General features: G+C 68.4%; 11 protein-coding genes. 5 read left to right on the forward strand and 6 right to left on the reverse strand.

Annotation, left to right across the window (positions count from 1 at the left end):
- Positions 1-8: 8 nt before the first annotated feature.
- The 3 genes from ADBZ9K_RS13145 to ADBZ9K_RS13155 form a co-directional block, all read right to left on the reverse strand.
- Positions 9-1,292, reverse strand: a complete 1,284-nt coding sequence (locus ADBZ9K_RS13145; RefSeq protein WP_526621160.1) for an ABC transporter substrate-binding protein — start codon at positions 1,290-1,292, stop codon at positions 9-11.
- A gap of 62 nt (positions 1,293-1,354) precedes the next feature.
- Positions 1,355-2,224: an SIS domain-containing protein gene (locus ADBZ9K_RS13150; RefSeq protein WP_526621162.1), complete on the reverse strand. Its 870-nt coding sequence runs from the start codon at positions 2,222-2,224 to the stop codon at positions 1,355-1,357.
- Positions 2,225-2,295: 71 nt separating this feature from the next.
- Complete coding sequence (locus ADBZ9K_RS13155) at positions 2,296-3,606, reverse strand: alpha-glucosidase/alpha-galactosidase (RefSeq protein WP_526621164.1); 1,311 nt, start codon at positions 3,604-3,606, stop codon at positions 2,296-2,298.
- A gap of 94 nt (positions 3,607-3,700) precedes the next feature.
- Here ADBZ9K_RS13155 and ADBZ9K_RS13160 point away from each other — a divergent pair, with 94 nt between their 5' ends.
- The 3 genes from ADBZ9K_RS13160 (at position 3,701) to gad (ending at position 7,701) form a co-directional block, all read left to right on the forward strand.
- A complete protein-coding gene (locus ADBZ9K_RS13160) occupies positions 3,701-4,615 on the forward strand; it encodes a carbohydrate kinase family protein (protein WP_526621166.1) in 915 nt (304 codons plus the stop codon).
- A 201-nt stretch (positions 4,616-4,816) separates the two neighbouring features.
- The gene (locus ADBZ9K_RS13165; protein WP_526621168.1) at positions 4,817-6,295 is read left to right on the forward strand and encodes an NAD(P)H-hydrate dehydratase; all 1,479 of its coding nucleotides are present in this window, start codon (positions 4,817-4,819) and stop codon (positions 6,293-6,295) included.
- Between the two features lie 14 nt (positions 6,296-6,309).
- Positions 6,310-7,701, forward strand: coding sequence for a glutamate decarboxylase (gene gad / locus ADBZ9K_RS13170; RefSeq protein ID WP_526621170.1), 1,392 nt, complete (start codon positions 6,310-6,312; stop codon positions 7,699-7,701).
- 1 nt (position 7,702) lies between these two features.
- Here gad and ADBZ9K_RS13175 read toward each other — a convergent pair whose 3' ends face one another.
- Together ADBZ9K_RS13175 and ADBZ9K_RS13180 are read right to left on the reverse strand one after the other, a co-directional pair.
- Positions 7,703-10,159, reverse strand: coding sequence for an FAD-dependent oxidoreductase (locus tag ADBZ9K_RS13175; protein ID WP_526621172.1), 2,457 nt, complete (start codon positions 10,157-10,159; stop codon positions 7,703-7,705).
- A 12-nt stretch (positions 10,160-10,171) separates the two neighbouring features.
- Positions 10,172-11,089 (reverse strand): phosphotransferase, encoded by a 918-nt coding sequence (locus tag ADBZ9K_RS13180; protein WP_526621174.1) that lies wholly within the window; start codon positions 11,087-11,089, stop codon positions 10,172-10,174.
- 38 nt (positions 11,090-11,127) lie between these two features.
- Between ADBZ9K_RS13180 and ADBZ9K_RS13185 the strand changes: the two genes are divergently transcribed.
- Positions 11,128-11,865, forward strand: a complete 738-nt coding sequence (locus ADBZ9K_RS13185; RefSeq protein ID WP_526621176.1) for an HAD family hydrolase — start codon at positions 11,128-11,130, stop codon at positions 11,863-11,865.
- Here the strand turns inward: ADBZ9K_RS13185 and ADBZ9K_RS13190 are convergent.
- A complete protein-coding gene (locus ADBZ9K_RS13190) occupies positions 11,862-12,677 on the reverse strand; it encodes a GntR family transcriptional regulator (protein ID WP_526621178.1) in 816 nt (271 codons plus the stop codon). The genes ADBZ9K_RS13185 and ADBZ9K_RS13190 overlap by 4 nt on opposite strands.
- Before the next feature lie 102 nt (positions 12,678-12,779).
- Between ADBZ9K_RS13190 and alr the strand changes: the two genes are divergently transcribed.
- Positions 12,780-13,958 carry an alanine racemase gene (gene alr / locus ADBZ9K_RS13195; RefSeq protein ID WP_526622613.1) on the forward strand — a complete coding sequence of 393 codons (1,179 nt, stop codon included), beginning with the start codon at positions 12,780-12,782 and terminating at the stop codon, positions 13,956-13,958.
- Positions 13,959-13,986: the final 28 nt, after the last annotated feature.

The raw sequence follows: 13,986 nt of genomic DNA on the forward strand, positions 1-13,986 counted from the left end.
CGCGTCGGCTACTTACCGGCCAGCGCTTTGTCGGCTGCCTGCGCGGCGGTGTCGAGGGCCTCGGCGGGCTGCGCGCTGCCCAGCAGCACCGAGACGATCGCCTGGCCCAACGCCTCGGAGATGGCCGGGTATTGCTCGACGGTGGGCCGGATCTTGCGCACGTTGTCCATATTGGCAACGAAGGTCGCCGAGCCGGGCAGCTTCTGGTCGAGCTGGTCGACGAGGGCGCGGTCCTGGCCGACCGAGGCCCGGGTGGGCAGGTCGCCGGTGGCCAGTGAGGTGGTCTTGACCTGCTCGGGGGCGGTCACCCACTTGACGAAGTCGACGGCGGCCTTCTTGCGTGCGGCGCCGTTGTCGAACACCACCCAGTTGTCCGGCCCGGAGATGGTCTGGTGTCCGCCGGACGAGCCGGCGAAGGTCGGCAACACCTGCACGCCGTACTGAATGTCGGACAGCGAACTCAGGTCCCACGGACCGGTGACCAGCATCCCGATCTTGCCGCTGTTCATCAGCTTGGTGCCGTTGCTGTTGGTGGTGTCGAGGTTGATCGACTTGTCGGTGACGGCCATCTGCTGCAGCACGGTTAGCGCCTTGACGCCGGCCTCGGAGTTGAACACGGCGTGCGAATTGTCCGGGGACAGCAGGTCGCCGCCGGCTTCCCAGAGCATGGGCAGCCAGTGCCACACGGTGTCTTCGGTGCCGTCGGCGGGCAGCAGCCAGCCGTATTGGCCCTTGGCCGGGTCGGTCAGCTTGGCCGCAGCGGCGCGGAAGTCATCCCAGGTCCACTGGTCGGTGGGGGGTGCCACGCCGGCCTGCTCGAACAGGGTCTTGTTGTAGACGATGGCGAGGTTGTCCACCAGGGCGGGTACGCCGACGACCTTGTCGCCCACGGTGGCTGCCGCGCGCTCGGACGGGTAGAAGTCATCCCACTTCCAGTCTGGTTGGGAGACTTCCGATTTCATGTCGACAACCTGGGGGATCTTGGCAATGTTGGGTGACCACGAGCCGAACATGTAGGCGATGTCGGGCGCGCTGCCGCCGCGCACCGCGGTCAGGACCTTCTGCAGTACCTGGTCGCTGCTGGATATCAGCTGGGTGACCTCGACGTCGGGGTGGGCCTTGTTGTACTGGTCGATCAGCGCGGTGAAGTTCTTACCCTGCTCGTCGACGTAGCCGTTCCACACCACGATCTTGGTCTTGCCGCCGGCCTGGTTGTCGCCTCCACCCCCGCATGCGCTCAGCACCAGGGCGAGCGCCGCCAGCAGGGCGACGATGACGCGCGATCGGTTCATCTCGGTACTCCTTCGGGGAGAGGGGGCAGGAGCCGGAAATCTGAGGTTCGACCGCGCGGGTGTCATGCCAACACCACCGACCGGGTCAGTCCGCGGGGCTGGTCGGGGTTGAGCCCCTTGGCAGTGGCCGCGGCGACCGCGCAACGCTGCGCCTGGACCAGTTGGGCCAGCGGGTCGAGGTCTCCGGTTACCACGGTGGCCCCGGTCTGAGCGATCTGGTCGACCAGGCCGTCGGGTGGGGTGCCGAGCAGCCAGACCAGGCTGTCCGGTCCGGCCACGGCGATCGGGCCGTGCCGGTAGTCCATGGCCGGGTAGGACTCGCTCCAGGCCTGGGCGGCCTCGCGCATCTTCAGCGCCGCCTCGTACGCCAGCCCGACCGTCCAGCCCGAGCCCAGGTAGACGTAGTGCCGATAGGAGGCCGCGTCGGCGGGCAGCGGCTCTGCGGTCGCGCGATCACCGTCGGCGAGCACCGGTGCCAGGTCGTGGCCCAGCGCCTTGCGCAGCATCACCAGGACAGTGGTGGGAAACCGGGTCTGCACCACGCTTGACTCGTCGGCGTACTCCAGCACCAGTTCGTGGTCCACCAACGGGGCGAGCGGTCCGTTCGGGACGGCGGTGATGACCACCTTGGTCCCGGCGTCGAGCTCGTCGAGCGCGGTGATGACCTCGGTGGTGGTGCCCGAGCGGGTGATCGCCAGCACGATGTCGTAGCGACGCCGGGTGGGGACCTCGGAGGCGTAGGCCCAGTCCGTTTCCCCGTACCCGGCCGCCTCGCGCAGCTGTGCGTACGCCATCGCCACGAAAGCCGATGTTCCGCAACCGATTACCAGCATGCGCTGGCCCGGCGCGGTGACGAACTCCGGGACGTCGGCCGCGGCGGTCCTACGCCAGAGTTCCGGCTGGGAGGCAATCTCGATGTCGGTCACCGTCACGCTCACAGTATGTGCACAGCGCGTCAATACGCGCAACTACACGCAAAAAATAAACAAAAATGATCATCGTGCTAAGGCCGCACCGCTGTCCGCAGGGCACGCGGCAACAGTGACCCGTGTGCCTCGGTCAGTTCGTCGCACAGCTGCCAGATCTGATCCACGGTCAGCGATGCGGCGGTATTGGGGTCCACCATGGCCGCCACCCGCACCAGTCGCGGGTCCTCGTCGACGGCGGCACGAACGGTGAGCTCACCCGGACCGATATGAGTGCGGTTGAGGGCGGCGCATTGCGGCGGCAGGTCGCCGACCCTGACCGGATGGGCGCCCAGTTTGTCGATCACCGTGGGAACCTCGACGGCGACCCCGTCCGGCAGGTTGGTGATCAGGCCGTCGTTGACGACGTTGGCCGAAATGATGCGTGTCGCACCGGTTTCCATCGAGTGAATGACCTGCGGGGCGTACTCGGTGGAACTGGAGTCGATGGGCAGCGAGTCGGCGCTGGCCAACTCGGCGCGCACGCTGGCGTACTCGGCCAGGTTCGCCGCGCTGATGTCGATGTATTCGCCGATGTGCAGGCGCAGCCGGTCCACCTCGGTGGGGTGCCGCAGGTACCACGGCAGGTACTCGCTGGAGTGCTCGCTGGTCTCGGTGGGGTAGTAGCCCAGCCGCCGGTACATGTCGATGCGGACGCGCCTGCGAAGTTCGGGGTCGGCCTCGATGCGTTCGTCCAGCCGCGGATACAGGTCCACGCCGTCGCGTTCCCAGCGCAGCACCCACGCCTGATGGTTGACCCCCGCCGACCAGTAGGAGCATTCGTCGAACGGCACGTCGATGAGCTCGCAGAGCCCGACCATCGTCCAGTACACCGAATGGCACAGGCCCAGCACCTTCAACTGGGGCGCGACGTGATGCAGGTAGGTGACGTTCATGGCCATCGGGTTGGTGTAGTTCAGCAGCCAGGCCTCGGGACATACCTCGGCCATGTCGGCGGCGATGCCCGCCAGCACGGGGAAGGTTCGCAGCCCGCGGAAAATACCGCCGATACCGATCGTGTCCGCGATGGTCTGGTTGAGGCCGTAGCGGGCCGGGATCTCGAAGTCACGCACGGTCGCTTCGTGCATGCCGACCTGGATGACATTGATGACGTAGTCGGCACCCTCGAGGGCTCGGCGCCGGTCGGTGGTGGAAAGGACCTCCGGGTGGGCGTTCGCGGCACGCGCGGTGGCGTGCGCGATCGCCTCCGCCGTCGCCAGCCGTTCGGCGTCGATGTCATGCAGCACGACCCGGACTTCGGTCAGCTCGGGAAAGGACAGGATGTCCCCGAGCAGCTCCCGGGTGAACACGACGCTGCCGGCTCCGATGATCACGATCGTGGGTTTCATCCCAGCAGTATTGCTCATTTCGCGCAGATCACTCAATATTGAGCGTGCAGTTGTGCGCATTCGTGCGCGATTACCGGCTGACGGAAGATGGGGCATGCGCACACCTGAGGTGTTGGTGATCGGTGACGCCAATCCGGACCTGGTCCTTACCGGCGACGTGGTGCCCCGATTCGGACAGGCGGAGAAGCTCGTCGACTCGGCCGACCTGGTGTTGGGCAGCTCGGCGGGGATTGTGGCGTGCGGACTGGCCCGGCTGGGGGTCCCCACCGCGCTGGCCGCGGTCGTCGGCGACGACGTGTTCGGCGCCTTCGTCATCGAACAACTCGCCGGGGCCGGCGTCGACACCCGGTGGATCCGCACCGATCCCCACACGGCCACCGCGGTCACCGTGGTGCTCTCTGCGGGCGATCGCGCGATCCTGACCTACCCGGGGACGCTGGCGAGCACCGGACCCGAGATCGTCGACGCCGATCTGGTCTCCCGGGTGCGCCACGTGCACAGCGCCTCGCTGTTCCTGCTGCCGCGGCTGGCGCCGCACCTGCCCGCGGTATTCGCCGCCGCACGCTCGGCCGGGGCCGGTACCTCGGTCGACACCAACTGGGACCCGGCCGGCCAGTGGTCCGGTGTCACGGCGCTGCTCGCCCAGTCCGACGTCGTATTGCCCAATGCCGCCGAGTTGCTGGCGCTGACCGGCCGCGCTGACCTCGACGAGGCGGCCCGGCAGATCACCGGGACCGGATGTCGGGTCGCGCTGAAGAACGGCGCCGCGGGCGGAACGTTGTGGGAGCCCTCCGCCGACCCGGTCACCGTGGCAGCCCCGCCCATCGCCCCGGTCGACACCACCGGAGCGGGTGACTCGTTCGACGCCGGATTCATCAGTGGGATGCTCGACGGGCTCTCCGGTGCGCAGTGTCTGGCCAGAGCCGTGCTGTGCGGGAGCCTGTCCACCCGTGGGGTGGGCGGCACGGCAGCCCAGCCCACCCGGGCCGAACTGATGGCGGCGCGGTGAGCTGCTGAGCGCCAGGTCATCGACTGTGCGCTGACGCATTCGGCGGTGCACCGGCGGCGGGGTTGAGGCGAGATTCTCGCCCTGAGCGCACACTCGACGCCCTGAGCGCACATCCGGCCATTCGTCGAACAGTGTGGATCCGGGTGAACACTGTGTCGGAGTTCGCTGCCACCGCCCGTCCACCACGTAACCTTGGTGCCGATGCGGCACTACTACACCGCCGACGCGATCCGCGCCGCCGAGGCGCCCCTGCTGGCCAGCCTGCCCGACGGTGTGCTGATGCGCCGCGCCGCCTACGGTCTGGCCACCGCGATCGCCGCGGAGTTGCGACACCGAACCGGCGCGGTGGCCGGCCGGCATGTCTGCGCCGTGGTCGGCTCCGGCGACAACGGCGGTGACGCGCTGTGGTCGGCGACCTTCCTGCGCCGTCGCGGCGCGGCGGCCAGTGCGGTACTGCTGAGTCCGGACCACACCCATCCCGCCGCCTTGGCGGCGTTCCGCGCGGCCGGCGGCCGAGTGGTGCCCGCCGTCGCACCCTCGACCGATCTGGTGATCGACGGCGTGGTGGGGATCTCCGGCACGGGTCCGCTGCGTCCGGCCGCCGCCGCGGTGTTCGCCGCGGTCGATGCGGCCGGAATCCCGGTGGTCGCCGTCGACATCCCCAGCGGTATCGACGTGCACACCGGTGCGATCACCGGCCCGGCCGTGCGCGCCGCACTCACGGTGACGTTCGGCGGCCTCAAGCCAGTGCACGCCCTGGCCGATTGCGGCCGGGTCGAACTCGTCGACATCGGGCTGGACCTGCCGAGCACCGACCTGCTCGGGTTCGAGGCGGACGACGTCAAGGCCCGCTGGCCCAAGCCTGGTGCCCGCGACGACAAGTACTCCCAGGGGGTCACCGGAATCCTGGCCGGCTCGTCCACCTACCCCGGTGCGGCGATCCTGTGCACCGGGGCCGCGGTGGCCACCACCTCGGGCATGAAGCGCTACGCCGGGTCCGCGGCGGCCGAGGTGGTGTCGCACTGGCCCGAGGTGGTGGCCGCGCCGAGCCCGCAGGCCGCCGGCCGCGTTCAGGCGTGGGTTGTCGGACCCGGCTTGGGTACCGATGAAAATGGTCTCGCAGCATTGACTTTCGCGCTCAGCACCGACCTGCCGGTGATCGTCGACGCCGACGCGCTCACCATTCTGTCTGCGCATCCGCATCTGGTGACCGACCGCCAGGCGCCCACGGTGCTCACCCCGCACGCCGGTGAGTTCGCCAGGCTAGCCGGAGCCGCCCTGCCGGCGACATTGAGCAGCGGAGCCGCCCCGGGGGAGGACCGGGTGGCGGCAACCCGCCGGCTCGCCGACGCCCTGGGCGCCACAGTGCTATTGAAGGGCAACGTCACGGTCATCGCCGATCCGACGGGCAGGAGCCGGGGATCAGCGGCGTCCGGGCCGGTGTATCTCAACCCGGCCGGTGGGGCGTGGGCAGCGACCGCGGGATCCGGTGACGTGCTCTCCGGCATGATCGGCGCGCTGCTGGCCTCGGGCCTGCCACCGATCGAGGCGGCTGCAGCGGCGGCATTCGTGCACGCCCGCGCCGCCAACGCCTCGGCCGCCGACCCCGGCCCGGCACCGGTGCCCACATCGGCCTCCCGCATCCTGGCCCACATCCGTCAAGCCGTCGCAACGCTCTAGAGAGAAGGATCCGCATGCCGCACGTCAAGTACCGTTCCCCCTCGATCGCACCCGCCTACACGGGACGGCTGTCCACCGATCCGGTGCCGTCGCTGCGGTTGCCCGTCGAGTCGATGGAACCGGCTGCGGCGTATCGGTTCATCCACGACGAGTTGATGCTCGACGGCAGCTCCCGGCTCAACCTCGCCACGTTCGTCACCACCTGGATGGACCCCGAGGCCGAGAAGCTGATGGCCGAGACGTTCGACAAGAACATGATCGACAAAGATGAGTATCCGGCCACCGCCGCCATCGAAACCCGTTGTGTCTCCATGGTCGCCGATCTATTCCATGCCGAGAACCTGCGCGACGACGACGCCGCCAGTGCCGTCGGCGTGTCCACGATCGGGTCATCGGAGGCCGTGATGCTCGGCGGGCTGGCACTGAAGTGGCGGTGGAAGGAACGGGTGTCGGCCACCGACGCCGACGCGTGGAAGTCTCGGACCCCCAACCTGGTGATGGGCTCCAATGTCCAGGTGGTGTGGGAGAAGTTCTGCCGCTACTTCGAAGTCGAGCCGCGCTACCTGCCGATGGCGCAGGACCGCTACGTGATCACCCCCGAGCAGGTTCTCGAACACGTCGACGAGGACACCATCGGGGTGGTGGGCATCCTGGGCACCACCTACACCGGTGAGCTGGAACCGATCGCCGACATTTGCGCCGCCCTGGACCAGCTGCAGCAGGACAAGGGGCTCGACATCCCGGTGCACGTCGACGCGGCCAGCGGCGGATTCGTGGTGCCCTTCCTGCACCCCGACCTGAAGTGGGATTTCCGGCTGCCGCGGGTGGCGTCGATCAACGTCAGCGGCCACAAGTACGGCCTGACCTATCCGGGCCTCGGATTCGTGGTGTGGCGCAACGCCGATCAGCTGCCCGAGGATCTGGTGTTCAGGGTCAACTACCTCGGCGGTGACATGCCGACGTTCACACTGAACTTCTCCCGGCCCGGCAATCAGGTGGTCGGCCAGTACTACAACTTCCTGCGGCTGGGCCGGGCCGGCTACACCCATGTGATGCAGTGTCTGTCGGCGACCGCACGGTGGCTGTCCGATCGGCTCGAGGACTGCCAGCACTTCGAGGTGATCTCCGACGGCTCGGCGATCCCGGTGGTGGCGTTCCGGTTGAAGGGCGATTTCGGCTACACCGAGTTCGACGTCTCGGCGGGGCTGCGTTCCTACGGCTGGCAGGTGCCGGCCTACACCATGCCCGATGGTGCCGAGGACATTTCGGTGCTACGGGTCGTCGTGCGCGAGGGTTTCTCCGCCGACCTCGCCCGGTCGCTGTGGGAGGACCTCAACGCGGTGCTCAAGAACCTCGACGCGATCAAGCCCGGTGGGCACTTCACCCAGGAGCACTTCGCGCACTGAGTCAGCGCACCCGCTCGTTGGCCGGATCGTAGATCGCCTTGAGTGACACGGTGATCGGGTAGATCTGGCCGCCGACGTTGACGGAGTAGGACCCCGCGCGCAGCCAGTCCAGGGTGATCACCGCGTCGTCGGGGGAGCGGACATAGCCGAGTCCGACGCAGGCGCCGGTGGTCTCGCCCCAGGCCGCCGAACTGACCTGACCGGCAACCGCGCCGTCGCGCAGGATGAGCTCGCCACCCCAGAGCATCGGCTCGCTGGAATCGACGGCGAAGCTCACCAGCCGGCGGCGCGGTCCCTGCGCCTTGGCCTTCTCCACCGCGGAGCGGCCGAGGAAATCGATATCGGTCTTGAGCTTGCAGGCGAACAGCAGGCCCGCCTCGACCGGGTTGTCGCCGGGGGTCAGCTCGCGCCCGAACGCCCGGTAACCCTTCTCCAGCCGCAGAGAATCGATGGCGTAGTACCCGCCGCGGCCGATGCCGAACTTCGCGCCCGCCACCATCAGGTCCTCGTAGACACCCACCGCGAACTCGGTGGGAACGTAGAGCTCCCAACCCAATTCGCCGACATAGGTAATGCGGGTCGCCCGCACCGTCGCATAACCCAGGGAGATCACCTGACTGGTGGCGAACGGGAACGCCGAGTCGGACAGGTCGGCGTCGGTGAGGCCTTCCAGCAGTTCCCGCGACTTGGGCCCCATCACGCCGAACACCGCCATTGACGACGTGACGTCGACCAGCTCGGCCTGCGCGCCAGCCGGCAGGTTCTTGCGGATGTGGTCCTTGTCCCGCTCGGTGGTGGCCGCGCTGCTGACGATCAGGTACTCCTGCACGCCGGTGCGGGTGACGGTGACATCGGATTCGTAGGTGCCGCGCTCGTTGAGCATGCCGGTGTACACCGACTTGCCCACCGGCACAGCCACATCGGCGGTGCACAACCATTGCAGCGCTTGTTCGGCACCGGGACCGGCCAGCACGTACTTGGAGAACGAGGTCTGGTCGAACACCGTCACCGCCGTGCGCGTGGTGACCTGCTCGGCCGCCGACCAGGGCAGCCAGTTCTGCTTGCCCCAGGAGTATTCGATGACCGGCTCATTGCCGGGCGGGGCGAAGAAGTTCGCGCGCTCCCAGCCCATCCGGCTGCCGAAGTTGGCGCCCGCGGCGGCCAGGAGGTGGTGCACCGGCGAGCGGCGGAACGGCCGGGCGGTCGCCAGCTCCCGGTTGGGCCAGGGGATCTCGTAGTGCACGCCGAGGATCTCGGCGACCCGGTCGTGCAACCAGGCGACGTTGCCGTTGAACGGGGCGAAGCGACGGATGTCCACCCCGGTCAGGTCAGTGGTGGGCGAGCCGGCGACGATCCACTCCGCCAGGGCGCGCCCGGCGCCACCGGCCGAGGCGATGCCCACCGAGTTGAAGCCGGCGCCGACGAAGAAGTTGGCGCAGTTGGGTGCCTCGCCCAGGATGAACTGGTTGTCGGGGGTGAAGCTCTCCGGGCCGTTGTAGAGCTTCTTCAGCCCGGTGTGCTCCAGGGCGGGGATCCGCAGCAGAGCGTTCTCCATCAGGATCTCGAAGTGCTCCCAATCCTCCTCGAGGAGCTGGAATTCGAAGGGGTAGGGGATCGCATCCGGTGCCACCCAGGGTTTGGCCTCCGGCTCGAAGCCGCCGATAACCAGCCCGCCAACCTCCTCCTTGAAGTAGGTGTAGCCGTCGGGATCGCGCAGGATCGGCAGGTCGGGGTGCACGCCGGCGATCGTCTCGGTGACGACGTAGAAGTGCTCGGCGGAATACAGCGGCACGTTCACCCCGGCCAGCGCGCCGATCGCCTTGGCCCACTGCCCGGCACAATTGACCACGATCTCGGCCTCGATCTCACCGGCGTCGGTGCGCACCCCGGTCACCCGACCGCCGGCGGTGAGCACGTCGAGCACCCGAACGTGTTCGAACACCTTGGCGCCGCGCTGCCGGGCACCCTTGGCCAGCGCCATCGTCAGATCCGTCGGGTTGGCCTTGCCGTCGGCGGGCAGCCAGATCGCCCCGACCAGGTCCTCGACCCGCATCACCGGGTAGCGCTCGAAAGCCTCGTCGGGACTGAGCAGTTCGCACTCGAGGTTGTAGGCGGCCGCATTGGCGGCGGTGCGCCGCAGCTGGGTCATCCGGTCCTCGGTGCGGGCCACCGTCACGCCGCCGCACTGCTTGTAGCCGGCGCTCAGCCCGGTCTCGGCCTCCAGCTCGGCGTAGAGCTGGGTGGAGTACTGCACCAGGCGGGTGCCGCTTTCGGACGCCCGCAGCTGGCCGACCAGACCCGCGGCGTGCCATGTCGTCCCGCACGACAGCTGGCCCTGCTCCAGCAGAACCACATCGGTGCGGCCGAGCTTGGTCAGGTGGTAGGCAACGCTGGTCCCGATGACGCCGCCGCCGATGATGACGATCTGGGCGCGGCCGGGCAGCTCTTGGGTGGACATGTGTTCCTATCCTCAGTCGGATGCCTGCGCGTCGTCGAGCAGGCGGGTGAAGTCGGGTCCGCGGAACTCGGCGACTGCCGACTCGTAGCGTTCCATCGCCCATTCCCAGAAGTCGAATTCCAAAGCGCTGGAGCCATTCTGGATGCATCCCCACAGCGTCCAGCCGTATTTGCCGACGATGCCCTGCAGCCGGGCCCTCGCGGTCTTGTGCCGCAGCCGACGGCCGTAGTACTGCGTGACGAGATCCTCGAGCTGGTCGGTCGACAACCCGCACTCGGCGGCGAGGTTGCCCAGTTCGAAGCAGGGATCGTTGTTGCCCGAGTATTCGTAGTCGATCAGCCACACCTTCTTGCCGGTGTCGACGAAGTTCCCGGCCAGCAGGTCGTTGTTGCATGGCACGGTGGTCTGGTCGGTGGAGTCCAGGATCCGTTGGATCGAGGCGAATTCCGGGGTGAAGTCCAGGTAGTCGGCCGGGATCCGGAACCCGTTCTCCTGTACCACCTTCAGGTAGTGCGGCTGGCGTTCGAACATGTTGAACCGGTCGCGGAAGCGCGGCCCGGCGTGCAGTGCCCGGCATCCGGCCGCCACCCGGGCCAGGACGTCGGGGCGCTGCAGGTCGGCGTTGGTCAGGGTGGTGCCCTCGAGGAAGCCGACCAACAGGATGCCCAGATCGGGCCGATAGTCGATCACCGGGGCGCCGACGCCGGCTTCTTCGGCGGCCTTGCTATTGAAGTACTCGTTGTCACGGTCGATGCCGAGCAGGTTGACGGTGACGCTGCAGCGGGCGACGTAGGTGCCGCTCGGGGTGGTGATCTTGATGTTGCGGTTGGTCAGACCCCCCGACAGCTCGTCGAGTCGGCGGGGTTGGCCGGCCAGCGCGGGCAGCTGTTCCAACAGCGCATCCAGTTCCGAGTCGGACAGGAACGCCATGCTGTAAAAGACTAGACTATTGACTCACGGCGGTGTCAATGTTTGACTCGGCCGTGCCGTCGAATCCGGATCCCCAGCTGGCTCATCGGTTGATCGCGGACTGGGCTGCGGCCCGCAATCCCGCGGTGATCTTCGATTTCAACGGGACGCTCTCCGACGACGAGCCGATCCTGTTCCGCATCTTCAGTGAGCTGTTCGACGAGCACCTCGACTGGGCTATGACCCAGGACGACTACAACCGCCACCTACTCGGCCACAGTGACCGCGAGATCGTCGAGAAGGCGCTGGAGATCACCGGGACCGGCGGTCGCGATGTCGAGGACCTGCTGGAGCTGCGCAAGCGGCGCTATCGGGAACTGGTCGCCGACGACAATCCGATCCAGCCCGACACGGTGCACCTGGTGCGGCTGCTCGCCGAACATCAGGTGCCGCTGGCCATCGTCACCGGCGCTCAGCGCGAGGACGTGCAGGCCGTCCTGACGAACAGCCCGGTGGGTGAGTTCATCACCGTCGTCGTCGCCGAGGAGGACGTCGCCCGCGGTAAGCCCGATCCCGAGGGGTTTCTGGCCGGGGCAGCCCAGCTGGGTTGTCACCCCAGCGATGTCGTGGTCTTCGAAGACTCGGTGCCCGGGGTTCGAGGCGCGCTGGCCGCCGGTATGCGCTGCATCGCGGTCGGCGTCGAACCCAGCGAGGCCTTGATCGCGGTCGCCCCTGCCATCGTGCCGCGCCTATCGGCCCACATCGTCAGCCCCGTGCTCCCGAGACTGCCGGGCTAGGACGCGGGCGAGGTCTCCACTCGGGCCTGCGGGCCGCCGTCGACGCCGGACTTCACCCGGATGCGGGTGCGGTCGGAGCGGAAGTAGTCATGGGAGAACTCCACCGGCACACCGCTGCGGTCGTAGGCGGTGCGGGTCACCAGCAGCAGCGCGTCGCCGGTGGCGACCTGCAGCAACCCGGCCGCCGCCTCGGTGGCCGGGGTGGCCTCGATGTGCTCGTCGGCCGAGGACAGCGGGGTGTCGAACTCGTCGCTCATCAGCGCGTACACCGAACCGGTGAGGTCGGCCGACAACAGGCCCGGGAACCGTGCCGCCGGCACGTAGGTCTCCTCCAGCAGGACCGGGGTGCCGTTCGCCGACCGGAGGCGGACGATCTCGTGGACCTGTGCGCCGCGTTTGAGGCCCAACGCCTGACGAACCTCGGGGGTCGGTGGGCGGGTCATCGCGCGGACCACCCGCGCGCCGGCCGACATGTCCAGCCGGCGCAGCTGCTCGGTGAACCCGGGCAGCCCGGTGTGGTCGAACTCCAGGCGCGGCGTCTCGACGAAATTGCCCCCGAACCGGCCCCGGCTGCGCCGGATCAGGCCTTTGGCCTCGATGGCGGCCAGCGCCTGGCGCAGCGTCATTCGGCTCACTCCCAGCGCGCCGGCGATCTCGACCTCGGCGGGCAGCTTGTCGCCGGGTGCCAACCGCCCGGACATGATGAGCTTCTCCAGCCAGGCGGCGATCCGGGAATGGGCCGGCTGCTCGGACGGGCCGTCGAGGCCGGGCCGCGTGGCCAGCACGGCGTCGTCCATCGACAGCACACGCACGTTCACGACTGTACCGCCAGCCGGCGGCCCGAAACGACAGGTCAGCGCCCTGTGCAGGCGTTCGCGCCGGGTTCTGGGACAATCGGTGGCGGTGACATGAATATGCACACGACATCGTTGACCCCGTCGACGCAATCCCACGGGCGCCCCGGCGCCGAAGCGCTCGTCGATCTTGGGGCGATCGCCGACAATGTGCGCGTTTTGCGCGAGCACGCGGGCCCCGCTCAGGTGATGGCCGTGGTCAAGGCCGACGCATACGGGCACGGAGCGGTCGAGGCCGGCCGGGCCGCGGTGGCCGCCGGCGCGGCCGAGCTCGGCGTTGCGACCATCGACGAAGCGTTGGCGCTGCGCCGCGCCGGTATCACCGCGCCGGTGCTGGCCTGGCTGCATCCGCCCGGCACCGATTTCGCCCCGGCGTTGGCGGCCGATGTGCAGATCGCGGTGTCCTCGGTGCGTCAGGTCGGTGAGCTGCTCGACGCGGTCGAACGCACCGGACGCACCGCCGAGGTCACCGTCAAGGTCGACACCGGATTGAGCCGCAACGGTGTCAGCGCCGCCGACTATCCGGCGGTGTTGACCGAACTGCAGCGCGCCGCGGCCGCGGATGCGGTGCGGCTGCGCGGCATCATGTCGCATCTTGCCAGTGGTGATGTTCCCGACGATCCGCTCAATGACCTTCAGGCCCAGCGCTTTACCGAGATGATGGCTGAAGCGCGCAGGCGTGGAATCGAATTCGAGGTGGCCCACCTGTCGAACTCGCCGTCGGCGATGACGCGGCCCGATCTGGCTTTCGACATGGTCCGTCCCGGTATCGCGGTCTACGGGCTCAGCCCCATCCCCGAGCTCGGCGATATGGGCCTGCGCCCGGCGATGACGCTGAAATGCGCAGTGGCGATGGTCAAGCCGATCAAGGCCGGTGACGGAGTGTCCTACGGGCACACCTGGATCGCCAGGCAGGACACCAACCTGGCGTTGCTGCCGATCGGGTATGCCGACGGGCTCTATCGCACGCTCGGCGGCCGCATCGACGTGCTCATCAACGGGCGCCTGCGCCGCAGCGTCGGCCGCGTCTGCATGGACCAGTTCGTCGTCGACCTGGGACCCGGGCAGCCCGACGTCACCGAAGGTGACGAAGCGATTCTGTTCGGCCCGGGCACATCCGGTGAGCCGACCGTCCAGGACTGGGCGGACCTGTTGGGCACCATTCACTACGAGGTCGTCACCAGCCCACGCGGCCGGGTCGTGCGCACCTATCGGGAGGTTCAGACAGGTGGCCACTGACCCCACAGCGACGCCGAATCCCCAGCGC

The sequence above is a fragment of the Mycobacterium sp. genome (genome assembly GCF_965229265.1).
In the GTDB taxonomy this organism is placed as follows: domain Bacteria; phylum Actinomycetota; class Actinomycetes; order Mycobacteriales; family Mycobacteriaceae; genus Mycobacterium.

Coding starts and splice junctions, on each gene's coding strand:
- ADBZ9K_RS13145 (WP_526621160.1), bottom strand. CDS start 1,292: ATGAACCGATCGCGCGTCATCGTCGCCCTGCTGGCGGCGCTCGCCCTG.
- ADBZ9K_RS13155 (WP_526621164.1), bottom strand. CDS start 3,606: ATGAAACCCACGATCGTGATCATCGGAGCCGGCAGCGTCGTGTTCACC.
- ADBZ9K_RS13160 (WP_526621166.1), top strand. CDS start 3,701: ATGCGCACACCTGAGGTGTTGGTGATCGGTGACGCCAATCCGGACCTG.
- ADBZ9K_RS13165 (WP_526621168.1), top strand. CDS start 4,817: ATGCGGCACTACTACACCGCCGACGCGATCCGCGCCGCCGAGGCGCCC.
- gad (WP_526621170.1), top strand. CDS start 6,310: ATGCCGCACGTCAAGTACCGTTCCCCCTCGATCGCACCCGCCTACACG.
- ADBZ9K_RS13175 (WP_526621172.1), bottom strand. CDS start 10,159: ATGTCCACCCAAGAGCTGCCCGGCCGCGCCCAGATCGTCATCATCGGC.
- ADBZ9K_RS13180 (WP_526621174.1), bottom strand. CDS start 11,089: ATGGCGTTCCTGTCCGACTCGGAACTGGATGCGCTGTTGGAACAGCTG.
- ADBZ9K_RS13185 (WP_526621176.1), top strand. CDS start 11,128: ATGTTTGACTCGGCCGTGCCGTCGAATCCGGATCCCCAGCTGGCTCAT.
- alr (WP_526622613.1), top strand. CDS start 12,780: ATGCACACGACATCGTTGACCCCGTCGACGCAATCCCACGGGCGCCCC.